At 63.7% G+C, this 24,302-nt stretch carries 22 protein-coding genes; 3 read left to right on the top strand and 19 right to left on the bottom strand.

Annotation, left to right across the window (positions count from 1 at the left end):
* Window positions 1–8 precede the first annotated feature (8 nt).
* The 9 genes from O3300_RS02365 to O3300_RS02325 all read right to left on the bottom strand — a co-directional run bounded on the left by O3300_RS02365 (window position 9) and on the right by O3300_RS02325 (window position 6,970).
* A complete protein-coding gene (locus tag O3300_RS02365) occupies window positions 9–353 on the bottom strand; it encodes a hypothetical protein (protein ID WP_099668072.1) in 345 nt (114 codons plus the stop codon).
* A gap of 158 nt (window positions 354–511) precedes the next feature.
* The gene (locus tag O3300_RS02360; RefSeq protein ID WP_305051884.1) at window positions 512–1,609 is read right to left on the bottom strand and encodes a serine hydrolase; all 1,098 of its coding nucleotides are present in this window, start codon (window positions 1,607–1,609) and stop codon (window positions 512–514) included.
* A gap of 57 nt (window positions 1,610–1,666) precedes the next feature.
* Entirely contained in the window at window positions 1,667–3,406 is a 1,740-nt protein-coding gene (locus tag O3300_RS02355; protein WP_305051883.1) for a serine hydrolase, read from the bottom strand.
* A gap of 209 nt (window positions 3,407–3,615) precedes the next feature.
* Window positions 3,616–4,260: a hypothetical protein gene (locus tag O3300_RS02350; RefSeq protein ID WP_305051882.1), complete on the bottom strand. Its 645-nt coding sequence runs from the start codon at window positions 4,258–4,260 to the stop codon at window positions 3,616–3,618.
* Window positions 4,261–4,304: 44 nt separating this feature from the next.
* Complete coding sequence (locus O3300_RS02345) at window positions 4,305–4,604, bottom strand: hypothetical protein (RefSeq protein ID WP_305051881.1); 300 nt, start codon at window positions 4,602–4,604, stop codon at window positions 4,305–4,307.
* A gap of 336 nt (window positions 4,605–4,940) precedes the next feature.
* The gene (locus O3300_RS02340) at window positions 4,941–5,516 is read right to left on the bottom strand and encodes a hypothetical protein (protein WP_305051880.1); all 576 of its coding nucleotides are present in this window, start codon (window positions 5,514–5,516) and stop codon (window positions 4,941–4,943) included.
* A 73-nt stretch (window positions 5,517–5,589) separates the two neighbouring features.
* Window positions 5,590–6,228 (bottom strand): Imm26 family immunity protein, encoded by a 639-nt coding sequence (locus tag O3300_RS02335; protein ID WP_305051879.1) that lies wholly within the window; start codon window positions 6,226–6,228, stop codon window positions 5,590–5,592.
* 44 nt (window positions 6,229–6,272) lie between these two features.
* Window positions 6,273–6,740 (bottom strand): MepB family protein, encoded by a 468-nt coding sequence (locus O3300_RS02330; protein ID WP_305051878.1) that lies wholly within the window; start codon window positions 6,738–6,740, stop codon window positions 6,273–6,275.
* Window positions 6,737–6,970 carry a hypothetical protein gene (locus O3300_RS02325; protein ID WP_099668077.1) on the bottom strand — a complete coding sequence of 78 codons (234 nt, stop codon included), beginning with the start codon at window positions 6,968–6,970 and terminating at the stop codon, window positions 6,737–6,739. Before O3300_RS02325 ends, O3300_RS02330 begins: the two co-directional genes overlap by 4 nt.
* 98 nt (window positions 6,971–7,068) lie before the next feature.
* Here O3300_RS02325 and O3300_RS02320 point away from each other — a divergent pair, with 98 nt between their 5' ends.
* On the top strand, window positions 7,069–7,431 hold the full coding sequence (locus O3300_RS02320) for a TfoX/Sxy family protein (RefSeq protein WP_289905067.1): 363 nt from the start codon (window positions 7,069–7,071) through the stop codon (window positions 7,429–7,431).
* Here the strand turns inward: O3300_RS02320 and O3300_RS02315 are convergent.
* From O3300_RS02315 to O3300_RS02285, 7 genes are all read right to left on the bottom strand, one after another.
* A complete protein-coding gene (locus O3300_RS02315; RefSeq protein ID WP_305051877.1) occupies window positions 7,420–8,424 on the bottom strand; it encodes a 2-hydroxyacid dehydrogenase in 1,005 nt (334 codons plus the stop codon). The genes O3300_RS02320 and O3300_RS02315 overlap by 12 nt on opposite strands.
* 87 nt (window positions 8,425–8,511) lie before the next feature.
* Window positions 8,512–9,705 carry a hypothetical protein gene (locus tag O3300_RS02310; RefSeq protein WP_305051876.1) on the bottom strand — a complete coding sequence of 398 codons (1,194 nt, stop codon included), beginning with the start codon at window positions 9,703–9,705 and terminating at the stop codon, window positions 8,512–8,514.
* 41 nt (window positions 9,706–9,746) lie between these two features.
* Window positions 9,747–10,937 (bottom strand): hypothetical protein, encoded by a 1,191-nt coding sequence (locus tag O3300_RS02305; RefSeq protein WP_305051875.1) that lies wholly within the window; start codon window positions 10,935–10,937, stop codon window positions 9,747–9,749.
* A 2-nt stretch (window positions 10,938–10,939) separates the two neighbouring features.
* The gene (locus O3300_RS02300; RefSeq protein WP_305051874.1) at window positions 10,940–12,517 is read right to left on the bottom strand and encodes an MBOAT family protein; all 1,578 of its coding nucleotides are present in this window, start codon (window positions 12,515–12,517) and stop codon (window positions 10,940–10,942) included.
* The gene (locus O3300_RS02295) at window positions 12,507–13,580 is read right to left on the bottom strand and encodes a glycosyltransferase family 4 protein (RefSeq protein ID WP_289915047.1); all 1,074 of its coding nucleotides are present in this window, start codon (window positions 13,578–13,580) and stop codon (window positions 12,507–12,509) included. Before O3300_RS02295 ends, O3300_RS02300 begins: the two co-directional genes overlap by 11 nt.
* Window positions 13,581–13,582: 2 nt before the next feature.
* Window positions 13,583–15,055: a lipopolysaccharide biosynthesis protein gene (locus tag O3300_RS02290; protein WP_305051873.1), complete on the bottom strand. Its 1,473-nt coding sequence runs from the start codon at window positions 15,053–15,055 to the stop codon at window positions 13,583–13,585.
* A gap of 15 nt (window positions 15,056–15,070) precedes the next feature.
* Window positions 15,071–17,155 (bottom strand): glycosyltransferase, encoded by a 2,085-nt coding sequence (locus O3300_RS02285; protein ID WP_305051872.1) that lies wholly within the window; start codon window positions 17,153–17,155, stop codon window positions 15,071–15,073.
* A 152-nt stretch (window positions 17,156–17,307) separates the two neighbouring features.
* Between O3300_RS02285 and O3300_RS02280 the strand changes: the two genes are divergently transcribed.
* Window positions 17,308–18,594: a putative O-glycosylation ligase, exosortase A system-associated gene (locus O3300_RS02280; RefSeq protein ID WP_305051871.1), complete on the top strand. Its 1,287-nt coding sequence runs from the start codon at window positions 17,308–17,310 to the stop codon at window positions 18,592–18,594.
* A complete protein-coding gene (locus O3300_RS02275) occupies window positions 18,591–19,526 on the top strand; it encodes a polysaccharide deacetylase family protein (protein WP_305051870.1) in 936 nt (311 codons plus the stop codon). The genes O3300_RS02280 and O3300_RS02275 overlap by 4 nt, the downstream gene beginning before the upstream one ends.
* Here O3300_RS02275 and O3300_RS02270 read toward each other — a convergent pair.
* The 3 genes from O3300_RS02270 to O3300_RS02260 are packed head-to-tail and all read right to left on the bottom strand — an operon-like array spanning window position 19,435 to window position 24,238.
* Window positions 19,435–21,381, bottom strand: coding sequence for an asparagine synthetase B (locus O3300_RS02270; RefSeq protein ID WP_305051869.1), 1,947 nt, complete (start codon window positions 21,379–21,381; stop codon window positions 19,435–19,437). The genes O3300_RS02275 and O3300_RS02270 overlap by 92 nt on opposite strands.
* Window positions 21,378–22,634, bottom strand: coding sequence for a pyridoxal-dependent decarboxylase, exosortase A system-associated (locus O3300_RS02265; RefSeq protein WP_305051868.1), 1,257 nt, complete (start codon window positions 22,632–22,634; stop codon window positions 21,378–21,380). Before O3300_RS02265 ends, O3300_RS02270 begins: the two co-directional genes overlap by 4 nt.
* Window positions 22,631–24,238 (bottom strand): acyl-CoA ligase (AMP-forming), exosortase A system-associated, encoded by a 1,608-nt coding sequence (locus tag O3300_RS02260; RefSeq protein WP_305051867.1) that lies wholly within the window; start codon window positions 24,236–24,238, stop codon window positions 22,631–22,633. Before O3300_RS02260 ends, O3300_RS02265 begins: the two co-directional genes overlap by 4 nt.
* Between the last annotated feature and the right edge of the window lie 64 nt (window positions 24,239–24,302).

Here is a 24,302-nt window from a genome sequence, read left to right as displayed (position 1 = left end):
CAGGCGGCCTACGACGACATCAGATAATTCTTCCCCACCACGCGACCATGCCGGTCCAGTTCTAAGGACCACACCTCCAGTTCCGTGTTCAGGCGGTTCTCGAACCACAGCCGCTCGACGCAAGGCGCGGCGCATGGCGTGGTGGAATACTGTTTGAAAGAGACTCCCGCACGCTCCACATGCGTCGGCGCGCCGAAGCGGTCAAGCACCGCTTGCCGCGTATCGCCCGTCTGGATTTGATAGAACGCCGCCTTGCGGCTGTTGGAAAACACGCAGCATGCGGCGACATACCAGGCCGGGCTGAGGATGAGCAGGCACAGCAGGATTTTTTTAGGCGATATCTTGATTGGCATGCCATATTGTCGATGACTTCATCCGGCGCGACAAGCGGGCCATGCTGGCGAAAGCGAGGCCACAGCTGGCGCAAACAGTGGCGCTGGACGAACCACATAAACTGCAAATCGCGCAGATGCGGTGTTCTTCCATATATTCCTGAAGCAAATCGGGCCTTCTATCTTAAAAGATTGCTATTCATTACTATTTCCCTTATTTTTATTTCAAAATAGTAATGAAGGCCGCTATCCTCGCTATATTGATTTTCCAACACAACCACATCGACGTCTTTTTCAGGAAAATACACTTTAATCGATGCAAAGCCCAGGCCTTTTCCCGAGTGGCCTATATATTTGACGGGCGATGTATCGCTCACATAAACGCCGTAGCCATAACCGTTCTTCCCATCGCCGAAAGCGACATGCTGGCTGGATATGTCGTAACTCGTCATCAGTTGATAGGTTTCCGGCTTTAACATTCTGCCCCGATGCAGATTTTCATCCCAGATCGTCAAATCTTTTGCATTTGAAACAATACCGCCGGCCGGGATGAAGCCGATCCAGTCTTTTCCCTGCACGGGATGCGCCTTCAGCGCGAATACATTTTCCGTGTTCACATAGCCATTGATGACCTTATTATTCTTATCTTCCTCATAGCAAAAACTGTTTTTCATTCCCAGTTCCTTGAACAAGTCATTTGCTGCCTCGATATACGTTTTCCCGCTGACTCTTTCAAAAATTTGACCCAGCATGGTATACGTTGTCACTCCATACAGAAAATCCGTTCCCGGCTTGAAGCTCAGCGGCTGGCCGATTTCAGTGATTCCCGCCGAAAAGTTGAGCAATTGATGCACCGTCACTTGATCGGCCCAGGCTTGCGGCAAATCGGGCAAGTATCGTCTCACGGGACTGTGCAAGTCTATCTTGCCTTTTTCAACTTCCCTTAAAATCAATACAGCCGTCATTTGCTTGCTGTTCGACATGATCCTGAAATTATCGTCCGGCCTTAACGGTATCTTGTTCTCAAAATCCGCATAGCCATGGGCTTTCGAGTATTTTGTTTGCCCATTTTTCGTGATGAGAATGACGCCATTAAAACGTCGTGGACTGGTCGCCTGTATCAGCTTGTCAATCCTGGCGGAGTAATCATCGGCCTTTTCCGCATGGGCATGATCGCCAGCCTGGGCATGCACGAAGGCGGATGCCATCAGCAAGAAAGAAAACGCCACTGCTTTTAATGGCAGCAGCGTCTTGTTGTCCGTATCGGGATTTTTCATGGGAAATTGTCGGTTAGTTGTTTATTTCCAGGGAAACACCGTGCTCGACCGCAGCGTTCAGTCGTCCACCAGATCGAAGTCGGCAAACAAGCCGTCCGCCGTCAGGTAAACCAGCAGCGTGCGCTCCGGCTGGATGCCGCTGGCATGGTAGGCAAGGACGCTGTCCACCTTGCTGCCATGCCGTTCGATCGCGCGGCCAGCAACAGCTTGCTCGTGCAAAAAAGTCAGAGACTTCACATTGGCGAGTTCGCCAATCGCCTGCGTGCCAAAGTTGCTCTTGATGCCCGGCGTGGCAAAATCCGAGTTGGCCAGGGCGCTGCCGCCACGCGCGATATCGGCCAGCAAGGCCTGCACACTCCGGGTACGCGCAGGCTTGGGGTCGGTGCGCGCTTTCAAGGTGTGCATCAGCGGGCCGATGCGCGGCGCCGTGCTGGCTTTGTCCTTGGTCGTCACGATGACGCCTGTCACCTCGCCCTGTGCATCGACGGCGAACGCCAGTTCGCAATTGCGCGACGTCGAATGGAAACGGTGCGCGCCGACAGGCACGAAAGTTTCGTCCGGCAAGCCATCGTAAATGCTGCGCAGCTGGCCACCCTGCACATCGAAGGTGCCTATCGTGTTGTTCGCCAACTCGTAGCGGCCCGTGTAGCGGCTGAGTGCCCTGGCATCGACCCTGATGACTGGGTGCTTGCGCAACACGGCGTAATCGGCATCCGGCCAGCGGTAGGCGCGGCCGATGGCGTCGGTCAGGCGGTCCATCATGCGGGAATTGTCATTCGCGTTAATCATGATCACGGCGCCCTGGCCCGTGCGGGAAAATGCCGTCAACAAGGTATCGAAGCCTTCGTCACGCCCGCCGTGCGAGAAGCGTTGCGCGCTGCCGCTGCCGTGCAGGAAGACGCCCAGGCCCGCGTTCTCTATTTGCGGGGTCAGCATCTGTTGCGTCAAGGCTGCCGAGATGACCGGATTCGACGTGCCCGCCAGGGATTGCTGCACGCCGATGGCGAAGCGCGCCAGGTCCGACGCGTTGGTCCATAAACCGGCCGCCGCCATTTCCGGATACACATGCCAGCGTCCCGCCACCAGGCTGCGGTCGGCAAGGTGGCCGCTGGCATTCAGGCGCGCGCGCTCGGCTGGCGGCGGTTGCACATAGGAGCTCTCCTGCATGCCCAAGGGCGTGAGGACCGCGTCGCGCATGTAGTCGGGATACGCCTGGCCACTGACGTCGGCCACCATTTGTTGCATGACGGTATAGCCGCCACCGGAGTAACGCACCTTGCTGCCTGGAACCATGTCAACGCGGATGGGCGCCGTATTCGCCGGTTGCTCGCCGTTCAGCACCTGGACCACGGTGGGCAGCGGCGCATTGCTGGCGTAGCCGGGGAAGCCGTGCACGGTCAGGCCGGCGTTGTGGCTGAGCAGCCTGCGCAAGGTCACCTTCTGTTCGGCCGTCAGGGCGCTGTCCGGCAGCTTCCACGTGAGCAGCCGGGGATTGACGTCTTCGTCAAGGCCAAGCTTGCCCTGCTCTACCAGGTGCAGCGCCCCCAGCGCGGCCACCGGCTTGCTGACGGAACCGGCCTGGAACAGTGTGTGCGGGCCGACCGGCGTCTTGCCGTCCTTCTCCGTGACACCGTACCCTTGCGCCCTGACAATCTTTCCGTTCTCGATGATGGCCAGCGACAGTCCTGGGATTTGCCGCATCGTCATTTCGGCCTTGACGATGTCGTCCAATGCGTCCGCCCGGGCGCCACTTGCAAACAACAGGGGAAGGACCAGTGCCAGGGGATGAGCTCGCATAAACGATTCTTTCAACGGTGATGGACGGATGCCAGGAAGGAAACGTTGACGATACGTCAGCGCCCCCTGCCGCCATGCGGGATTGCGACAGGCCGTCAAATATCAGTCATGGACGGTCATTTTCCCGGATGAGTTGCGGCCCGCATTTGCTGGCGCGGCGAATTCCGGCTGCTTGCCGCCGTTGGCAGGTTCTGCGCCGTTGTGGGCCTTCACGCATCGCCGGTACTTGAAATATTCTGCACCATACTTAGCTCCCAGTGCTTTTGCCATTTTTCTGAATCGTCCTGATCGAACCAGCCAGCTACGTAAGAGGATATTTCATCCGCATCCTGCAAGTTCGATTCTGCCAAATATGAAACTGTCGCTTGAAATCCCGCCCCAATAAAAAATTCCACGCCCATTGATGTTCCGACATCCATATTTATATGCTTTGCTACCCAAAGGCTATGGATATCGCTTGTGCTGCCTAGACGATAAAGCAAGAAGGCACAACGATAAATTTCTTCGTAAGAATCACCATCATCCTTAATTGTCCCATTCCAAAGCGCAATTCTATACTGCACTTCCTTCTCGAAGACTTGTCGAATTAGCGTGGAGTATGGCGCGAGTGGCCGCTCCAGCAGAATTTTGTAGAGTTGTTGGCGTACCCGCGGCGAGTCGAGTTCACTCTCGCTGTCAGGTGTCAGAAGTCCTTGGGAATGTTCAAAACACGCAAGAATTTTTTCAGCACACAAGAAGGATATTTTATTTTTTTCTGCAGACCTGTTTTGACTTATCTCAACTTCAACCTGCGCCACAATCTGAGGCGTGATAGGCAATTCTGGCGTATTTTTACGCTTAAAAAAATTCCACATTAAACTTGGCCTTTTAGATCCTGTCCGCTCCCACTTGAGAGCACTTAACTGTCCTGCTTGCGCCTTGTGAAAACCACCCAGGCAAGCACCACAATGCCTGCAACGACACATCCGGCCAGACTGACGGCGGCGCCAAAAATGTACCACGCCACATCGAATCCGTGACTATAGAATGTTCCGACAAATAGCCCGCTCACCAGCCAGATTAATACAGCTAATGTCAGCAGGAAGTTTTTTACTTTACGAAGGGGGTGACCAAGGCGCATCTGTTGAATGGCGGCCATGCCCATGGCTAAACAAGCCAAGCCAGCCGCAATTATCAAGCGTGAAAACGAATACTCCATGTCGCAACCTGACTTGTAGCTGAGCCGGCGGGCCCAGAGATTAAAAGACCGGGGGGCTTCAGTGCCGCAGCCCATTCTCGCTTGCAACGACACCGCCGGCCTGAATCCGCATTATGGAACTTGTGTGGCCAGACGAATTGGCAAGCGTCCAGGCGTCCGCTACTGGCCGCTACCGTACGATTGCAGTATCTCAGTAAAGGTCTTATTGCCATCCTGATAAAAATCAATTTCTCAAGCCCTTATATCACAGCGGCAAGGCGCAGATAAACTCTAAAGTGGCAAGGGGCCTGTACAAATTCTTTCCGTGCAGGACGGTGCGCCCCCATGTGCCACCCTTCACTCTTCAGCGCTATCTACCCCTATCGGCGCATTTCTGGCGATCTCGTCCAGATTTTCAAGCACCGTGTTCGTCAGGGGAACACTAAGCCCACGGACGAGAAGGCCAAGCAATCCGATTTCCCGCATCATCGCTTTGCGCTCATCGTAATCGGGATTTTCTGAGTAGTGGAGTACATCCACATTCTCAAGCACTCTTTCAATCGAAGCGCAAAAATCGGCAAGCTTGCCATATTGCATGTACTGAATCGCATAACTGGCTGAAATAAGCGCATTTTGTGCAAGATGGCCCTCGATGGCGCCAAAATCATCGCTGTCAGGAATTTCCGAATCAAGGGTCGCCAGCATATCCGCCAATACCTGTTCGTCTTGAAAGCAGGCCTCCCCATTCAATGACAGGTCGACGATGTCCAAAAAATACCGGGACCTGTTTTCACCATAGCGGACATCGAATTGCTCCATCAATGGCGCCTGGCGCCTGATGAAATTGATCAATACTGCAACATTTTCACGCTGCGAGAGCCTGGCCGCCGCATCAATGATGTGCTGACCATATTTATTTATAAGCAATTGCATTTCAACCTCTTTTTTCTTTGGCGTTCCTGCCATGGAAGGCAGGGCAACGCTGCTATTCCGACGCGATTCCGCATCATATACCGGAGCCGCCCCCACCGCCCTCGATCCTGCTTTTCTTTTTGGCTTGAACCGCCCACAGCTTGAATTTATCATCCATGGCTTCGGCGAGAGCGATCGCCCTGACGAGCGCCTCGGGATTGTCTGCTTTCATGTTTTCAGGCAGCCTGTGGTAGTCATGCGGCTCGTCCGCATTGAATATCCCTGCCAAATGCGCATTCACCCTGAGAATAAGATGCAGCGCTCGCCAGCAGATGGGTCTTTCGATCCAGGATAGATCCCGGTCGCATTGAGACTTCGGAATTTCTTTTCCTCCGACCCAAAGATAAGGAACAAATGAAAATGTAATATCATCGTAGTTGGACTGCGATTTATCGTAATACGGATCAGAAAAAAGCACCCGCCACTTGGGTACTTCCGAAAAACTGAAAGATGTCATCACAGGCCGGAACAGGCGTTGACTCATATCGATATCTTCCATGCAGGCAGGCGGTATCGTATAGAACCTTGCAAAAACCTCCAGCAAGTAACCCACATTCACCGGAACATTTTCAATAAATCTCGCCATCACAAAACCTTGCTCTTGCGATGGATTGAGTGCAGGGATATAAAATACATCACCCGGCTTCACGCTTTTCCCTGACAGTTTTATCATGGCTTACTCCTGATAAGAATGGAACGGGATCAGTTCCGCCATTTTCAAGTTTGCAACAAACGCACGATTCCGGACAAATCGTCCTGTGCCGCAAACCACGCCGCCTGCCAGCGCTGCGTGCGCTGTGCCTGGATGGACTCCGGCGCGCACCACGGCGGATACACGCGCAGCGCACGCTTGCCGCCCTGGGCGGCGCGCGACATTACGCCGCGCCCGATCAGCACGCTGCGCGGGAAGATGAAAAAGCCGTGCCGCGCGCCAACGTCGTCAGCCACGGCGATGATGACGATGTCGACGGGGTCCGCTTCATCCAGCGGGGCAATGTCGGCGTCGGGATGGGGGCGCTTCCAGACGGTGACGAACTGGCCGATCTTCGTCGGCGTGGTTTTGGCCACGCGCAAGACCAGGCGCTTGCCGTGCAGCTCGGCGCGGCAGGCGCCGTAATCCGCGCTTTCCGCTTCCGGCACGGGCGCTTGCGGCAAGCCCAGGAAAGCCCAGGGACTGGCCTTCATTGCGCGCTGAACTCGGCTGCGGCCTTGGCCGCCCACAGCGCTTCGGCATGGCTGGCGAACGGGCTGTCATAACCGTCGACCTTGCCATCTTCGTCGACAAAGTACAGCCACCAGCCATCGCCCTGCTCGCGGATGGCCGTCTGGCCCGGTGCGCAGTGGGATTCGATGGCATCGCCGGCGGCCAGGGTGGCGATGCGGATGCCGCGGTGAACAAGATGCTGGGGGGTCATGGCAAAATAGCTAATGCAAAATAAATAATGGCGATAGTGTAGCCGCCGCGGCCCGTCCTGGCCAGTGCGCTACACTGTTCTTTCACACGGAGGACGACATGGCATCACAGCAAGGCACGGTGGATTTTTTGCTCGACCAGATGGCGGGCGCGGGCAGCATCAGCGCGAAAAAGATGTTTGGCGAGTATGGCCTGTATTGCGATGGCAAGATGTTCGCCATCGTCGCCGACGACCAGCTGTTCATCAAGCCGACGGACGCGGGCCGCGCCTGGATCAGCGCACAAGGCACGCTGCAGGAAGCGCCGCCCTATCCGCAAGCCAAGCCGTATTTCCTCATCGATGGCGGGCTGTGGGACGAGCGCGACTGGCTGAGCCAACTGGCGCGGCGCACGGCGGACGCCTTGCCGCTGCCGAAACCCAAGCCGCCGCCCAAGCCTAAAAAGCAGGTGTCAGCTGGCTAGTACGCTGTTTTCGCACGCCTTGCCCTGGCGGAAGCACGCGAGGTTGTGATACGTGATGGCGGCGATCTCGCGCAGCGCTTCCATGGTGAAGAAGCCCTGGTGGCCCGTCACCAGCACGTTCGGGAACGTCATCAATCGCTGGAAGATATCGTCGTCGATGATGTCGGACGAGCGGTCCTGGAAGAACAGATTGCTTTCCTGCTCGTACACGTCGATGGCGAGCGAACCGAGCTGGCGCGATTTGAGCGCCTCGATGACGGCGCCCGTGTCGATCAAGCCGCCACGCGACGTATTCACCAGCATGGCACCCTTCTTCATCAGCGGCAAGGTTGCTTCGCTGATCATGTGGCGCGTGCTGTCCATCAGCGGACAATGCAGCGAGACGATGTCGGACTCGGCCAGCAGCCGCGACAGCTCCACCATCGTGCCCAGGTCCGCGAACGCGGGCGCCGGATACGGGTCGTGGCCCAGCACCGTGCAGCCGAAACCCTTGAAAATGCGCGCCGTGGCCAGCCCGATCTTGCCCGTGCCGACAATGCCGACCGTTTTACCGTGCAGGGTGGAGCCCAGCAAGCCATCCAGCGAGAAATTGCCTTCGCGCACGCGGGCATACGCGCGGTGCGTGTGGCGGTTCAGGGTTTGCACGAGGGCCAGGGTGTATTCGGCCACGGCTTCCGGCGAGTAGGCCGGCACGCGGGCGACGAACAGGCCCAGGCGCCTGGCCGCTTCCAGGTCGAGGTTGTTGTAGCCGGCGCAGCGCAGCAGGATGGCGCGCACGCCGTAGCCGTGCAAGGCTTCCAGCACGGCCACGTCGAGCACGTCGTTGACGAAGACGCACACGGCGTCGGCCCCTTGCGCCAGGACCACGGTTTCCTGGCTCAGCAAGGCGCTGTGGTAGACCAGTTCGATGCCGGCGGAATCGGGCTGGGCCGGCAAGGCTTCGTCGAAGAAGCGGCGGTCGTAGGGCTGGCTGGCAAAGAAGGCGATTTTCATGGGGAGTCCTGGAACTTGCTGGATGGCAAAACATTATCATAGCGCAAGCGCCCTGCCCCACGCCGTACGGCTGGCGCCGCCGGTCGCCTATTTGGGTTCGCGGGGCAAGGTCAGCGCGTGGCGCAGGTAGGCCGTTTCCTCGGCGTGCTGCGCGTGGTAGCGCTCGCGCGCGGCGCGCATGGCCGCCTGGTGGGCGTCGATGCTGGCCTGCGTCAGCTCCACGCCGAAGTCCGCCGGCGGCGGCTCCGGGCCGCCGAACAGGCGCGCCAGGATCATGCGGCCCACATTGTCGCGGTAGTGCGATGCTTCCCAGTAATAGCGCATCTCGCGCGCGCCCGTCACTTGGGGGATCGGCTCGCTGGTGATGCTGTTAAAGCCGGAAAAATCCAGCAGGCGCACGTCGCAGCCCTGGCGCCGGTAGCGTCCGGCCATGTTCGTCAGGTCGCGCTGCCACGCTTCCATGGCAGCCCACTTGCCGCGCCAGTACAGGGCGTCGAGCGTGAGCGCATGCGTGGGATTGATGTACAGGCGCAAGCGCGTGCCGCCGCGGCACAGTTTCCCCACGCTTGCATCGAAGGCGTGCAGCGCGGGCGCCGTGGGTCCCAGGCCGTCGCTGAATTCCTGCAGGCGCGGCGTGAAAGCGCGCGCCGTGCCGGTCCAGGTACGGTTGCGGCTGGTGAGGCAGGATTCGTCGCGCTGGCCGTGCAGTGCCAGGCTGGACAGGCACACGCCGTCATAGCTGCCGCTGAGGATGCGCCACGTGTCGCGCGTCATGTCGACCGTCAGGCCACGCTTGATGTTGAGCAAGGCGCGCCGCGCGAAAAACGCGGGGCCGGGGTCCGTCAGGCCCGGTTCCACGCCGGCCGACCCCAGTTCCAGCGAGAACGAGGGAGCGTCGATGCCCCACACCATGGTGTCGACATGACTGACCCTGGCCGCATGCTCGGCCAGGCGCATGGCTTCGCCGATGGAAGCGCCCGACACGGCGCTGTTGAAGACGCTCTTGCCTGCGAACAAGGTGCGCACGCGATGCGTCGGCAAGCCCATTTCCGTGCGCGAATTGCCGATGTAGACGACGGCCGGCCGGTAGCGCGCCACGGCATACGTCTTGCCCCACACGCTGAGTTTTTCGGTCGTCGGCCGCAATCGCTGCAGCAGCGGGCTGTCCCACTGGTGCAGCAGATATGGATCGACGTGGTAATTGACGGCGGACACGAGGGCCAGCGCGGCCAGCACGCAGGCGAAGAAGATGGCGAGGTAGCGGCGGGCGGTGGTATCCATGGTCGGCACGGGAAGTAGCAACATGAGTAGAGAAATGGCGTTCAGCGCCGGATCAGCGGCCCGTCCAGCACCTGCCGCGCATAGGCCGCCTCGCGCGCGTGTTCCATGCCATAGCGGTCGCGCGCCGCGCGCATGGCCTCCTGGTGGTCGTCGACGTTGGCCTGCGTCAGCTCCACGCCGAAATCGGCCGGCGGCGGCGTGTCGCCGCCGAACAGGCGCGCCAGGATCAAACGGCCCACATTGTCCCGGTAATGCGACACTTCCCAGTAATAATGCATGTCGGGCTTGCCGCTGACGAGCGGGGTCGCTTCCGTCGTGATGCTGTTAAATCCGGAAAAATCATGCAGGCGCACGTCGCAGCCGTGCAGGCGGTGGCGCTCGACGAGCTGCACCAGTCCCCGCTGCCAGGCTTGCATGGCATCCCACTTGCCGCGCCAGTGCAGCGCGTACAAGGTCAGCGCGTGCGTGGGGTTGATGTACAGGCGCAGGCGCAGGCTGCTGCGGCACAGCTTGCCGATGCTGGCGTCGAGCGCCAGTGTCGAGGGCGGCGTCGGCCCCAGTCCGTCGCCGAATTCCTGCAGCCGCACGGGAATCGCGTCCTTCGTTCCCAGCCAGTGCCGCATGCCCTTGCGGGTGCACGTCTCGTCGCGCTGCCCGTACAGGGCCAGGTTGGAGCGGCACACATCGCCGGCCTTGCCCGTGAGGATGCGCACGCTGTCTTCCGTCATGTCCAGGGTCAGGCCCCGCTTCAGGTTGACCAGGGCGCGCCGGGCGAAAAAGCCGTGTTCGGCGCCCGTCAGGCTGTCTTCCACCCGCGCCGCGCCCATGTCCAGGGAAAAAGTGGGCGCGTCGACGCCCCACACCATGGTCTCGACGCGGCTGACCCTGGCCGCATGCTCGGCCAGGCGGATGGCGTCGCCGATCGAGGCGCCGGACACGGCGCTGTTGAAGACGCTCTTGCCGTCGAACAAGGCGCGCACGCCCGTCGGCAAGCCCAGTTCCGTGCGCGAATTGCCGATGTAGATGACGGCGGGACGGTAGCGCGCCACGGCGTAGGTCTTGGCCCAGGCGCCGAGCTTTTCATTGAGCTGGCGCGGGCGCTGCAGCAAGGGACTGTCCCACTGGTGCAGCAGATAGGGATCGACCTGGTAATTGAGCAAGGAGACGGCGCCCAGCACCAGGCCGACGCAGGCGAAAAAGCCGGTGAGGTAATGGCGGGCTGCGGTGTCCATGCTCAGAACTGGAAGTAGAGAAACTCGGTGACCCGGTTCATGCCGAAGATGCAGGCGATGAACAGCGCGGCAAAGCCCACGCTCCAGCGGCGCGTGGGGCGCCAGCTGAAGGCCCAGCGCCCTGCCGGCTGAAAGATTCTTTCAATGGCAGGCTCGTAGAGAAAGAATATTTCTTGCGTATTCGGCGCCTTGAAGGCCAGCAGCATCGCCGCCAGCAGCACGGGCAAGCCCGGTCCCGCCAGTTCGATCCAGCGGATGCCATCGAACGCGGGATGCATGCCCCACTGCGCCAGGCTGGCCCCATGGCTGGCCAGGCCGCGCGGCAGGCTCACGCCGTTCGCGCCCACCAGCGCGCCCGCGATATCCCAGGCCGTGGCCACGTCGGGCGCGCGGAAAAAGATCCAGGCCAGCATGACGGCAAGAAAAGTCAGCAAGCCAGGCCACCAGCGCAGCCAGCGGTACGCCCGCGCCGCGCCGAACACGCGCTGCCACGCCTGCTGCAGCACCAGGTACAGGCCGTGCAAGCCGCCCCAGATGACGAAGGTCCAGCCGGCGCCGTGCCACAGGCCGCCCAGCAGCATGGTCAGCATCAGGTTGCGGTAGCGCATGGCCTCGCCGCGCCGGCTGCCGCCCAGGGGAATATACAGATAGTCGCGCAGGAAACGCGACAAGGTCATGTGCCAGCGGCGCCAGAAGTCGGCGATATTGGCCGCCTTGTACGGCGAGTTGAAGTTCAGCGGCAATTTCACGCCGAACAGGCGCGACAGGCCGATGGCCATGTCGGAATAGCCGGAAAAGTCGAAATACAGCTGGAAGGTGTAGGCCAGCACGCCGATCCACGCTTCGATCAGGGTGGGCGTGGCGCCGGCCGCGAAGACGGGGATGGCCAGCGGCGACAGGTTGTCGGCGATCAGCACTTTTTTTGCCAGGCCAATCGTAAAAATCGACAGGCCGATGGCGAAATTGGCCGCGCGCGGGTGGGCGTTGGCCGGGTCGGCGAATTGCGGCATCATGTCGCGGTGGTGCAGCACGGGCCCGGCGATCAGGTGCGGAAAGTAGCTGACGAACAGCACGTAATGGATGAAGCGGTATTCGCGCACCTCGCCCCGGTGGCAATCGACGAGGAAGGCGATCTGCGTGAAGGTAAAGAACGAGATGCCGATCGGCAGGATGATGTCGAGACCGGACCACGGCAGCCTGCCAGCGCCAGCACCGGCACCAGCAAGCCCGGCGACGGCATTCACGCTGTCGATGAAGAAGTTCGCATATTTATAGTAGGCGAGCAAGCCCAGGTTCAGCGCCAGCGCCGCCAGCAGCACGCGCTTGCGGGCCGCGCCTGCGCGCGCGCCGATCAGGCGCCCGGCGGCGTAATTGACGCAGATGGATGCCAGCAGCAGCGGCAGGTAGCGCACGTCCCACCAGGCATAGAAGAACAGCGATGCGCCGGCCAGCCAAGTGGCCGGCGCCAGGCGGCGCCAGCTGGCGGAGGCGCCGGCGGTGGCCCAGCGGTCCAGCAGGAAATAGCCGGCCAGCACGATGGGCAGATAGCCGAACAGGAAGGCGAAGGAATTAAACAGCATGTTGCCTCCTGGCCGGCAGCGACTGCGCCTGGTAATAACACTCGGCGATCTGCGCCGCCACCCGTTCCCACGTAAAACGTTCCACCAGCGCTTGCACGCTGGCGCGTCCGGGGGGCAGCGCCAGCAATGCGAGGATGGCCTGGCGTTGCGCGGCGCCATCGTCCCAGCGCACCTTGCGCAGCGCAAACGCGGAATCGGGCAAGTCCAGCGCGCTTTGCGCCGTCATGACGACGGGCGTGCCGGCCGCCAGCGCTTCGAGCACGCTCAAGGGAAACACTTCGCCCTGGCTGGGCAAGGCCGCCACGGCCGCCGCATGGTAGGCGCTGGCCAGCAGCGGGTCGGCGTGGTCGAGCGCGCCCAGCCAGCTGACGTGCGGCAAGTCCAGCAATTGCTGCAGATACGCTTGCTGTTCGCGCGGCGCGGCGCCGATCAGCACCAGGGGCAAGCCGGCGCCCGCCAGCGCCTGGGCCAGCCCCAGCTGGTTTTTATACGGCGAAATGCTGCCCACCATCAGCACGAACGGCCCCGCGATGCCTGTCTCGCGCAGGAACAAGTCGCCATTGGCCGTGAAGAAATGCGGGTTGATCCCGTTCGGCAAGACGCGGATGGCTTGCGCCGGCATGCCGAAACCGTGCACGATGGCGTCGCGCTCGGCCTCGCCCAGGGCGATCACCACGTCGGCCAGCTGCAGGGCGCGCCGCGTCTGCGCATAGCTTGTCTGCACCATCCATTCCGTCAAGCGCCCCGCCAGCCGGTCGGCCAGCCGCGCGCGCCAGGCGCTGGCCCGGCCCCAGCCCGGCGACAGCAGCGGCGACAGCACCACGGGCACGCCTTGCTCGCTGGCCATTTCCATGATGCGGTAGGTGCCATTGCTCGCCGAAAACACGTGCAGCACGTCGAAATCGGCCAGCCGCTGATGGTTGGCGTCGACCAGCTGCACGGCCAGGGGACGCGCCGGCAGCTGGGGCAGCCGGTTCAGCGCGGCAATGGTTTCGCGTACCTGGATCTGCAAGCCGCCGTCGCGCTGGAACAGCATCGGGTAGGACAAGATACCGACACGCATGGTCATCCTTTCGTCCATTTGACTGCCAGCCAGCGTCCCGCCAGCTTGCGTTGCAATAACAAAAATTCTCCGGCCAGCTCATGCTGCAACAGGAAAATCCCCGCCAGCCAGCACAGCAAGGTGACGAGCGCCGTGCCCGCCAACGCCAGCAGCGCCGGCGTGTCCACGGGCAGCCACAGCAGCGCAACGACGGGCGCGACGCCACTGACGCCGCACAGCAGCAGGCTCTTGCGCAGGGCCCGCGCCAGGATGCGCCAGTCCAGGGCGCTCAAGCGCCGCAGACAGCCGTAGTTCAGCCAGCTGCGCAGCACGTTGCTGAGCACCACGGCCCAGGCCACGGCCACCAGGCCGAACGGCGCCGCCGCCAGCAGCAGCGCCACCTTGATGCCGCCGGCGCAGGCATCGAGCCGCACTTGCGCCTGCAGCTGGCCCGTCGCCACGAACAGGTAGCGGGCCATGCTGAACATGCTATACACGGCCGAGGACAGGCACATGATGCGGATCAAGGGCACACAGCCTAGCCATTGCGTGCCATACAACACCTTGACCAAGGGCAAAGCCATGCAGGCGAGAAAGAGAAAAAACGGCCAGGCCAGCGCCGTCATGTAGCTGATCGTGCGCAGATACACGAGTTCCGCCCCGCCCTGCCCCCCTTCCCCGCGGGCGCGCGCCGCGAACAGGGGAAACACGACGGGAGAAATGGCGCTGGTGATGGCCTGGTTGAAAATATTGAGCACGCTTTGCGCCTTGCCGAACAGGGCCAGGCTTTCAATGCCGATCAGCTTGCCGATGATGAGGTCCGGCGCCGCCACGCCCGCCTCGTCGACGAGGCCGCCTCCCGTCGCATACGCGCCGAAACGGCCGATGGCGCCCATGCCCCGTCGTCCCGGCAGCCACGGCAGCTCCTTGGGACGCACGAGCAGGCTCACCAGCAGCGACGCACAGGAACCGGCCAGCGCCGCCCACACCATGCTCATGTAACTGCAGCCCTGCAGCGCCAGCAGCACGGCCACCAGCAGGTTGACGGCGCTATTGGCCGCATTGATGGCGTAGATGGCGCGAAAGCGCAGTTGCCGGCGCAGCATCGGCAAGGTCAGCGCGCTGAACGGAATCAAGACAAAATTGATGGCCAGCAGGCGCAGCACGAGGGTCAGCCGGGGTTCGCCATAGAATTGCGCGAGCGGCGCGCTGGCCAGCAGCACCACGCCCGCCAGCAGCCAGGCGACGAGCAGGCTGGTGGCCAGCGCGGCCCGCAATTTCACCGTATCGAGCTGCTTTTCCTGGATCAGGTATTGCCCCACGCCAAAGTCGCGCACCACTTGCGCCAGCGCCACCAGCACGGCGCCCAGCGAATACACGCCCACCTCGGCCGGCGTCAGCAGGCGGGACAGCACCATGGTGGCGATGATGCCCAGCAGCAGCACCGTGTATTTTTCGGCGAAGGAAAAGAAAAACGAATGGCGGGTGGCGTTCATCCCCGTGACCGGCGCCTACACGAGGCCGGCATAGAACTGGCGCAGCTGGCGCTCCAGGCGCGGCATCGAATAGCGCTGCACGGTTTCTTCGCGGGCCAGCCGTCCCATGCGGGCGCGCCGCGGCGCATCCATCAGCAGCTGCGCCACGGCCGCGCAGGCGGCGTGCTCGTCGTCCAGCGGCAGCAGCAAGCCGCCGGCGCTGTCGTGCAGGATATCGTGGGTGCCTGGCACGTCCGTCCCCACGGCCGGCACGCCGCACGCCATCGCTTCGATGGTGGCGATGCCGAAACCTTCATTTTTGCTCAGCAGCACATGCAGGTCGAAGGCGGGCATCAGCCATTCGACGCGCTGCTGGAAACCGGCAAACACGACTCTGTCCTGCAAGCCCGTCTGTTGCGCCTGCAGCCGCAGCATGGCGTCCAGCGGCCCCGTGCCCACGAGTACTACATATAAATTGGGAAACCGGGGCGCCAGGCGGGCGAACAGGGCCAGCAGCGCTTGCGGGCGCTTCTGTGCGGAAAGCCGCGCCACGCAGCCGAGCACGAGGGCGTCCGGCGGCAGCCCCAGCTGCTTGCGCGCCAGTATTCTCCGTTCCGGCGAAACGATGAAGGTCTCCGTATCGACGCCGTTGGGAATCACGGCCAGCCGCGTGTCCGGCGCCAGCATGTCGCGGTACAGGTCGAGGAAATGCTGCATGGACGAGGCCGACACGGCATACACGCCCTTGACGGCGCGAAACGCTTCCTGCAGCCGGGGCCGCTGCCAGTCGCTGAACGGCTCCAGGGGAAACGCATTGTGCACGCTGATCACGGCCGGCAGCCGGCATTGCCGGGCCAGCCACAGGATGGAAGCGCCATAGCTGGTCCAGCAAAACGCCACGTGGACGATGTCGGGCCGCAGCCGCCGCAGCCGCCACGCGCCCGTGACCCTGGCGCGCAGCCAGTTCCAGCGCCGCCAGGCCCAGTGTTCGAGAAACAAGGGCGGCTCATACACGCGCACCTGCAGCTGCTGCGCGCGCAAGCCTTGCGCCCACTGGCTGAAACCGGGAAAGCGCCGCAGGGCCAGCACGCTGTCATAACCGTTCGCGCCCAGCATCTTCGCCTCTTGCGCCATGCGCAGTTCCATGCCGCCCAGCTCGCCCGAATAACTGCTGATGACGATGCGCGGCAAGCGTTTGCGCCGTCCCCGCCACGCTTCATGGAAGAAACCGCGCAGCCAGGCCCGTTCCCACTGACGCAGGAACAGGTCGGCGTGGTCGCGCCGCAGCCAGGCCCGCACGGCGCCCAGGGTATCGCGCACGTATCTGCCCAGCATCCAGCGCGGCACGCCGAATAATTCCACGCTGGGGGCGAGGGTCGCCAGCCGGCACTGGCCCCGGCCGAACAGCATGGCGCGGCGCAGTATCCAGGCGCGCCGCACTTGCGGGGCGCGGATGATGTGCGCCACTTGCGCCCGCGGACAGAACCAGGAAGGGTTGCCGGCCGCATGCATCTCCAGGTTGAGCCGGGTTTCGCTGCCCATGGCGTAATTGGCGCCCTGCGGGCCGATGCTTTCGTCATAACGGGCGCCCGCCTCGAAGATGCGGCGGCGTATCGCCATGTTGGCGCCCCAGACGAGGCCAGGATAGATGGGGGCGTCGCGCAAGTCGGCGCTGGTGATGCCCCACGTCAAGCCGACGGGCGTCAGGCGCAGCAGCCATGCCTCCGGTTGCTCGCGCCAGGCGGGCACGATGGCGCCGCCGAACAGGGCGTAGCCGGGGTGGGCGCGCGCGCTGTCCTGCAAGCGGCACAGCCAGTCGGATGCGGGCATGGCGTCGTCGTCGCCAAACACGAACAGCTCGCCGCCATCGCCCCCTTGGCGCAAGGCGTGTTCGACGGCGTCGTTCAGGGCGGGACTGCGGCCCCGCCGCGCCACGTAGATATAGCTCAAGGGCAAGCGGCCGCGAAAGGCGGCGATCACCTCGGCCGTGGCGTCGGTGCTGCCATTGTCGGCGATGACCAGGCGCCAGCCGCCCCTGGGCGACTGCAAGCCCATGTAGGCGCGCAATACCTGGGGCAAGGTGCCGGCGCCATTGTAGGTCGCCATGAGAACGGTCAACAAGGACATGCCTCCTTGGTCTTACCATGACAAAACTGATTGGCAGTTTCAACAACGCCGGGCGGTATTGAACCAGTGTACTGAGCCTGCCCGCCAGCCCGTTGACAGGCATCAAGACCTTGGCAAGCCGGGCAACACCAGGAGCGTCCCCCTTCATGCGCGACATATTGATCACCGTCATCATCCTGGGTTCGCTGCCCTTCATCCTGAAGGCGCCGGCCATCGGCGGCCTGATGTGGGTCTGGGTCAGCGTCATGAACCCGCACACGCAGGGCTGGGGTTTCGCCACCCACATGCCGTTCGCCTTCATCATCGCCATCGCCACCCTGCTTGGCCTCTTGATGACGCGCGAACCGAAGAACTTGCCGCTGACCCCCGTCAGCGTGCTGCTGCTGCTGTTCGTCGCGTGGATGAACGTCACGGCGCCGTTCGCCCTGCTGCCCCAGTCGTCGTGGGTGCAGTGGAACAAGGTCATGAAGATCATGCTGATGAGCTTTGTCGTGATGATGGTGATACGCTCGCGGCGCGACATCGTGCGCCTGGTCTGGGTGCTGGTGGGCTCGATCGGCTATTACGGCGTGAAAGGCGGCGTCTTCACCATCCGCAGCGGCGGCACGGAACGGGTGTGGGGGCCGGAAGATACGTTTATCGGCGATAACAACGCGCTGGCCCTGGCCCTGATCATCACCATCCCCCTCATGTATTATTTGCAGCAAAACACGGACCGGCGCTGGCTGCGCCACGGCTTGTCCGGGGCCATGCTGCTGTCGGCCCTCGCCGCGCTGGGCTCGTATTCGCGCGGCGGCTTGCTGGCCATCGCCGCCATGGGCCTGTTCATGTGGCTGAAAAGCGACCGCAAGCTGGTGCTAGGCGCGCTGCTCGCCGCGGTCACGCCGCTGTTGCTGGCCTTCATGCCCGAGCGCTGGGCCGAACGCATGGACACCATCAATACCTACCAGGACGACGAATCCGCCATGGGCCGCCTGAATGCGTGGCGCATGGCCTGGAACCTGGCGCGCGACCGCTTTTCCGGCGGCGGCTTCGACGTCTCCGACGCCGCCGTCTTCGCCCGCTATGCGCCGAACCCCATGGATGTGCACGCGGCGCACAGCATCTACTTCCAGGCGCTGGGCGAACACGGCTTTATCGGCTTGCTCATTTATCTGGCGCTGGGCATCGCCACCTGGCGCACGGCGGCCGCCATCATCCGCCGCACGCGAGGCAAGCCGGAATTGCGCTGGGCGCACGGCCTGGCCACCATGAGCCAGGCCAGCCTGATCGGCTTTGCCGTGGGCGGCGCCTTCCTCAGCCTGCTGTATTTCGACATGCCGTATTACCTGATGGCCGCCCTGATCGCCACGCGCATCGTCGTCGAACAGCAGGCGCCGGCCCCGACATCGCGCCAGGCCAAGCCCCGCGCCGCCATCGCGGAGCAGCCATGACGGCCGCCTTGTCCATCCTGATCTACCACCGCGTGCTGGCGCGGCCCGACCCGCTGTTTCCCGGCGAAGTCGATGCGGCCCTGTTCCAGCGCCAGTTGCGCCTGTTAAAGCGTTTCTATACGCCGCTGCCGCTGGGCGATGCCGTGCGGCGCCTGCAGGATGGCAGCCTGCCGCCGCGCGCCGCCTGCATCACTTTCGACGACGGCTATGCGGACAATGCGCAAGTCGCCCTGCCGCTGCTGCTGCGCCACGGCTTGCATGCCACGTTCTTTATCGCCACGGGCTACCTGGACGGGGGACAGATGTGGAACGACACGGTGATCGACGCCGTGCGCCAGGCGCCAGGCGCCGTGCTGGACTTGCGCGCACAGGAATTGGGGACCTTCCCCATCGCCACCCTGGCGCAGCGGCAGGCGGCCATCGCCACCTTGCTGGGCCGGCTCAAATACCTGCCCTTTGCGCAGCGCCAGCGCCTGGCCGTGCAGATCCGCCGCCAGGCGGGCGCCCGGGCAAGCGCGCCAGCCATGCTGAGCACGGCGCAACTGCGCCAGCTGCACGGGGCCGGCATGACGCTGGGCGGGCATACGGCCAGCCATCCGATTCTATCGACCCTGGCGGAGCGGGCCGCGCAGCTGGACATCGCGAATGGCAAGCGCCAGCTGGAAAGCCTGATCCAGGCGCCCGTCACCCTGTTTGCCTATCCGAACGGCAAGGCCGGGCGCGATTATGGCGCGCCGCACGTGGCGATGGTCAAGCGCCTCGGTTTCCAGGCGGCCGTCGCGACGGACTGGGGCGTGGCGCGCCCCGGCGCGGATCTGGACCTGCTGCAGCTGCCCCGCTTTACGCCGTGGGATCGAGGACGGCTGGCGTTTCTGTGGCGCATGCGGCAAAACCGCCGGCAAGCGCACCCAGCGCGCCCGGATGCTGGCTGAGCCACTGTTCCAGCATCAGCAGCAGCCACACCATGGTGCCGTGATAGGCCGGGTGTTCCGCCAGCAAGCGCCCTTGCAGATCGTCGATGAAGGCGGGCCGCACGATGCCGCGCCCGCGCAGCTGGGTCAGGTTGTCGAAGGCAAACTCGCGCAGCGGCACGTGGCTGTGCAGCCACTGGCCGAACGGCAGGCCGAAGCCGTGCTTTTTCTTGCGCACGATGGCCGGCGGCAAGATCTCGGCCAGCGCCCGCTTGAAGAACGGCCGCAAATTTTGTCCGTCGAGCTTGTCCCGCGGCGCCAGGCGCGCGGCAAACGCCACCATCGCATCGTGCAGGAAGGGAAACGCCGCTTCCACGCCGGCCAGTTCGCACGCCTTGCGCACCTTGAACAAGTCGTTGTCGGCCAGGGTGAAGCGCATGTCCAGGGCCAGCAGCTCATTGATCTGGCTCAAGCCCTGGCCTTGCCGCTCCCAATACGCGCCATTCACGCAGCCAGGCGCCATGCCGGGGTCGATCGTATCGATGAAGCCCGCTTCCAGCACCGTGCGGTAGCCATGGCGCAGCAGCAAGTTGTAGCCGTCGAGGCGGGCCGGCAGCGGCAAGCTGGCTTGCTCGATGTAGCGGCGCGCCTTGTCGCCCAGGCGCCATGGTTTGCCTGTCTGTTCACGGAACAGCAGCGGTTCGATGATGGCCTGGCGCAACATGACGGGCAAGCGCTCGTACTGCGACAGCAAGGCCTGGTGCGCATAGCGCGCATTGCCGCCAAACAGTTCATCGCCGCCGTCGCCGCCCAGCAAGCGCGTCACGCCATCCTCGCGCGCCATCTGCGCGCAATAGTAAGCGGGAATGGCCGAGGCATTGCCGAAAGGCTGGTCGAAAATGGCCGCCATGGCGGGGATGGCGGCCAGCACGTCGCCTGGCGTCACATAGCGTTCGTGGTGCAGGCTGCCCGCATGGCTGGCGGCCAGGCGCGCATACGCCATTTCATCATAGCCGGGAAAGTCGAAGCCGATGGAATACGTGCGCGCAGGCCGCCCCGTCACTTGCCCCATGATGGCGGCCAGGGTGGAACTGTCCGTGCCGCCGCTGAGAAACGCTCCCGTGTCCGCCCCATCCGCGCCCAGGCTGCTTTCCACGGCCAGTCGCAGCAGGCGCAGGAACTCCTGCTTGTTGCTGGCGAAGGTGGCCCGCGTGCGCGCCGCCGGCTCGTGGAAGGCCAGCTGCCAATAGCTGCCCTTGCATTGCTTGCCGCCCCGCATGTGCAGGTATTCGCCGGGCAGCAAGCGCTGCTGGCCCAGGTAAGCCGTGGCCGGGCCCGGCACCATGTGGAAGTACAGGTAGTGATACAGGGCCTGCGGATCGAGCGCGCCCCGCACGGACGGATGGGCCAGCAAGGCGTCCGCCGAGGAGGCAAAGAACAAGCCTTGCGCATTGCTCGCATAGCTGAGCGGATGCATGCCGGCGCGGTCCACGGCCAGCAGGGCCGAGCCGGAAAAAGCGTCGAGGATGGCCAGCGCGAAGGGTCCGGACAGGCTGGCGCAGGCCGCCACGCCCCGGCTCAGCCACAGGGAAGCGAGGCGGCACGCCACGTCGTCGGCCGAACCGTCGAGCTCGGGCCGGCCCCACAGGGCCACTTGCAAGCCATCTTGCTGATACACATGGCGGCTGCCGTCGATGGCGGCCACGGCCACGCCGCCCACTTCGCTCAAGCTGCTGGCCAGCGGCGCGCCATCGAAACGCGACAGGGGCGCGGCCATGCTTGTCAGCGCCGTGGCCGCATTGGCCGCAGCGCCATCGGACGCAGCGCCGTGCGCCACCGCGCCAGGCGCGGCCAACCAACCGCACAGGCCGCTCATACGAGCACCTCGGCCGGCAGCGGATGGCCGAGAAAGGCCGTCGGGCTGGCCGTCAAGCCGTACGCACCCGACTGGAACACCACCACCAGGTCGCCTTCCTCGGCGCGCGCCATGTCCATCTGATCGGCCAGCAAGTCCAGCGGCGTGCACAGCGGCCCCACGACGGACGCCACTTCGCGCGGCCCGCCCAGCAGCCGGTTGCCGATGGCGACCGGATAATTCTTGCGGATCAGCTGGCCAAAGTTGCCGGATGCGGCCAGGTGATGGTGCAAGCCGCCATCCGTCACGAGAAATACCTGTCCATGCGACACCTTGCGTTCAAGCACCTTGCACACATACACGCCCGCCTCGGCCACCAGATAGCGTCCCAGTTCCAGGTTCAGGCGCGCGCCGGGCGCTTCCTGGGCCAGGATGGCGAGCTGCCGCTGCAAGCCTTCGGCCACAAGCGCCAGGTCCAGCGCCTGGTCGCCGGGAAAATACGGCACGCCGAAGCCGCCGCCGATATTCAGGGTGCTCAAGGGCGACGGCGCGCTGTCGGCCAGTTGCAGGGCCAGTTGCACGCTGAGCGCCTGCGCTTCGGCCAAGGCTTGCGCCGACAGGCTTTGCGAACCCGCATACAAGTGAAAGCCATGAAAATCCAGTCCCAGCTGGCCGATGCGCCCCAGCAGCGCCGGCACCAGGGCCGCATCGACGCCGAACGGCTGCGCCCCGCCGCCCATGCGCATGCCCGTGCGGCGCAAGGCGAAGTCGGGATTCACGCGCACGGCCACCCTGGCCGTCAGGCCCAGCCGTTCACTCGCCAGCGCCAGGCGTTCCAGCTGGGCGCCCGATTCCACGTTGACCAGCACGCCCGCGGCCACGGCCCGCGCCAGTTCCCCGTCGCTCTTGCCCGGTCCCGCAAAACTGATGCGTTCGGCCGGCATGGGCGTATCGAGCGCGGTGGCCAGTTCGCTGCCGGACGCCACGTCGATGCCGTCGACCAGGCCCGCCAGCGACTGCACCACGGCCGGCATGGGGTTGGCCTTCATGGCGTAATGCACGTGCACGCCGGCGGGCAAGGCGGCGCGCAAATCGGCCACGCGCCGCGCGATGTGCGCCCGTTCATAGGCATAGAACGGCGTACTGCCCACCCGCTGGGCCAGCCGGCGCAGGGAAACACCGCCGATCTGCAGCATGTCGTTTTCCACTGCGAACTGGCGCAACGGTTGGTGCGACGGCAATTCCGTATTGTTCGAGCGTATCAAGTCTTTCATGCCGCATCTCCTGATTGGACCGCATACGCATGCGCCAGTTCCCTGGCCAGCAAGGGGCGGTCGATCTTGCCGTTCGGGTTGCGCGGCAACACGCCGTCGCGGATCTCCACCCACAGCGGCACCATATAGCTGGGCAGGCGCGCGCGGCAGGCGGCCAGCACGCTGTCGCGCAGCAAGACGACGCCCGGCGCGGGCGTGACGAGCAAGGCGATGGCCTGGCCCAGCACGGCATGGGGCAAGCCCAGCGCGGCCGCCTCGCCCACCAGCCCGCTCCCATACACGACTTCCTCGATCTCGGCCGGGCTGACCCGGTAGCCGGACGTCTTGATCATGTCATCGCTGCGGCCCACGAAATACAGGTAGCCGTCCGCATCGCGGCGCACCGTGTCGCCCGACCAGACGGCCAGTTCCGGCAGCACCAGGCCGCTCGCCTGGGGCGGCAGCGGCTTGAAGCGCTCGGCCGTGCGTGCCGCATCGTTCCAGTAGCCGAGCGCCACCAGCGCGCCACGGTGCACGAGCTCGCCCGGTTCGTCCGTGTCGCACGCGCTGCCGTCCGGGCGCAGCACCAGCACTTCCGCGTTGGGGATCGCTTGCCCGATGGAATCGGGGCGCCGCTCCAGCTGTTCCGGCGCCAGGTAGGTGGAGCGAAACGCTTCCGTCAAGCCATACATCAGGTACACCTGCACGCGCGGCAGCGACTGGCGCAGCCGGTCGAGCGTGGCGCGCTGCATCACGCCGCCCGAATTGGTGATGTAGCGCAAGGGCGTGGACAAGGGCCAGCTCAGCTGCGACAGCTGCACCCACAGGGGCGGCACGGCGGCCAGTCCCGTGATGGCTTCCTGCTCCACGGCTTCGACGATATCGCGCAGCAGCAGATAATTCATCAGCACGGCGCAGGCGCCGCTGGCAAACGCCGTCGTCAGCTGGCTCAGGCCGTAATCAAAACTGAGCGGCAGGACGCACAGGATGCGGTCTTGCGGCGTATTGCGCAAATAGCCCGACACGCTGAGCGCGCCCGCCAGCATGTTGCGGTGCGACAGCACCACGCCTTTCGGCCGCCCCGTGCTGCCCGAGGTATATAGAATGGCGGCCATGTCCGCGTCGATCGCCGCATGCGGCCGGGGCGCGGACGCGCCGGCGGGCACGTTGGCGGGCATGGCGCTCCACGCCAGCACGCGCACCTTGCCCAGGCGCGATTCCGGCAGCGCTTCGCCCGTCAGCAGCACCGTGCGCAAGTCCGGACACGCGGCCAGCGCGGGGCCCAGCTGCGCCAGGCGTTCGCGCGAGGTGACGAGGATGTCCACGTTGCAATCGGCCAGGATATACGCCACCTGCTCCGGCCTGAGCAGCGGATTGACGGGCACGAACACGCCGCCGGCCGCCGCCGTGCCGAACATGGCGCTGACGTTTTCCGGGCGTTTTTCCAGGTATACGGCCACGCGCGCGCCACGCTGCAAGCCCAGGGTCAGCAGGGTGCAGGCCGCCTCGCGCACGGATTGCGCCAGCGCGGCATAGTGCATTTCCTCTCCCTGCCACGACAGGGCCGGCGCCTGGGGCGCACGCTGCGCCGTTTCAAAGATCAGATCGTGTATCAGTGTCGCCATCGTGTCATCCCCGGGTTGCCATGATTGCCATGCATTCCCCTATGATTCAGACAAACGGCCACAG

Origin of the sequence: Janthinobacterium sp. SUN206, assembly GCF_030587305.1 — a bacterium.
Lineage (GTDB): Bacteria > Pseudomonadota > Gammaproteobacteria > Burkholderiales > Burkholderiaceae_D > Janthinobacterium > Janthinobacterium kumbetense.
This window is presented reverse-complemented; position numbering and strand designations above follow the sequence as displayed.

Excerpts from the sequence above, each read along its gene's own strand:
- O3300_RS02350 (WP_305051882.1), bottom strand. The coding sequence starts at position 4,260 with ATGTGGAATTTTTTTAAGCGTAAAAATACGCCAGAATTGCCTATCACG.
- O3300_RS02280 (WP_305051871.1), top strand. The coding sequence starts at position 17,308 with ATGCGCGACATATTGATCACCGTCATCATCCTGGGTTCGCTGCCCTTC.
- O3300_RS02270 (WP_305051869.1), bottom strand. The coding sequence starts at position 21,381 with ATGAGCGGCCTGTGCGGTTGGTTGGCCGCGCCTGGCGCGGTGGCGCAC.
- O3300_RS02330 (WP_305051878.1), bottom strand. The coding sequence starts at position 6,740 with ATGAAGGCCAGTCCCTGGGCTTTCCTGGGCTTGCCGCAAGCGCCCGTG.
- O3300_RS02335 (WP_305051879.1), bottom strand. The coding sequence starts at position 6,228 with ATGATAAAACTGTCAGGGAAAAGCGTGAAGCCGGGTGATGTATTTTAT.
- O3300_RS02355 (WP_305051883.1), bottom strand. The coding sequence starts at position 3,406 with ATGCGAGCTCATCCCCTGGCACTGGTCCTTCCCCTGTTGTTTGCAAGT.
- O3300_RS02300 (WP_305051874.1), bottom strand. The coding sequence starts at position 12,517 with ATGCTGTTTAATTCCTTCGCCTTCCTGTTCGGCTATCTGCCCATCGTG.
- O3300_RS02320 (WP_289905067.1), top strand. The coding sequence starts at position 7,069 with ATGGCATCACAGCAAGGCACGGTGGATTTTTTGCTCGACCAGATGGCG.
- O3300_RS02340 (WP_305051880.1), bottom strand. The coding sequence starts at position 5,516 with ATGCAATTGCTTATAAATAAATATGGTCAGCACATCATTGATGCGGCG.
- O3300_RS02325 (WP_099668077.1), bottom strand. The coding sequence starts at position 6,970 with ATGACCCCCCAGCATCTTGTTCACCGCGGCATCCGCATCGCCACCCTG.
- O3300_RS02295 (WP_289915047.1), bottom strand. The coding sequence starts at position 13,580 with ATGCGTGTCGGTATCTTGTCCTACCCGATGCTGTTCCAGCGCGACGGC.
- O3300_RS02310 (WP_305051876.1), bottom strand. The coding sequence starts at position 9,705 with ATGGATACCACCGCCCGCCGCTACCTCGCCATCTTCTTCGCCTGCGTG.
- O3300_RS02265 (WP_305051868.1), bottom strand. The coding sequence starts at position 22,634 with ATGAAAGACTTGATACGCTCGAACAATACGGAATTGCCGTCGCACCAA.
- O3300_RS02305 (WP_305051875.1), bottom strand. The coding sequence starts at position 10,937 with ATGGACACCGCAGCCCGCCATTACCTCACCGGCTTTTTCGCCTGCGTC.
- O3300_RS02365 (WP_099668072.1), bottom strand. The coding sequence starts at position 353 with ATGCCAATCAAGATATCGCCTAAAAAAATCCTGCTGTGCCTGCTCATC.
- O3300_RS02360 (WP_305051884.1), bottom strand. The coding sequence starts at position 1,609 with ATGAAAAATCCCGATACGGACAACAAGACGCTGCTGCCATTAAAAGCA.
- O3300_RS02275 (WP_305051870.1), top strand. The coding sequence starts at position 18,591 with ATGACGGCCGCCTTGTCCATCCTGATCTACCACCGCGTGCTGGCGCGG.
- O3300_RS02290 (WP_305051873.1), bottom strand. The coding sequence starts at position 15,055 with ATGAACGCCACCCGCCATTCGTTTTTCTTTTCCTTCGCCGAAAAATAC.
- O3300_RS02315 (WP_305051877.1), bottom strand. The coding sequence starts at position 8,424 with ATGAAAATCGCCTTCTTTGCCAGCCAGCCCTACGACCGCCGCTTCTTC.
- O3300_RS02345 (WP_305051881.1), bottom strand. The coding sequence starts at position 4,604 with ATGGAGTATTCGTTTTCACGCTTGATAATTGCGGCTGGCTTGGCTTGT.
- O3300_RS02260 (WP_305051867.1), bottom strand. The coding sequence starts at position 24,238 with ATGGCGACACTGATACACGATCTGATCTTTGAAACGGCGCAGCGTGCG.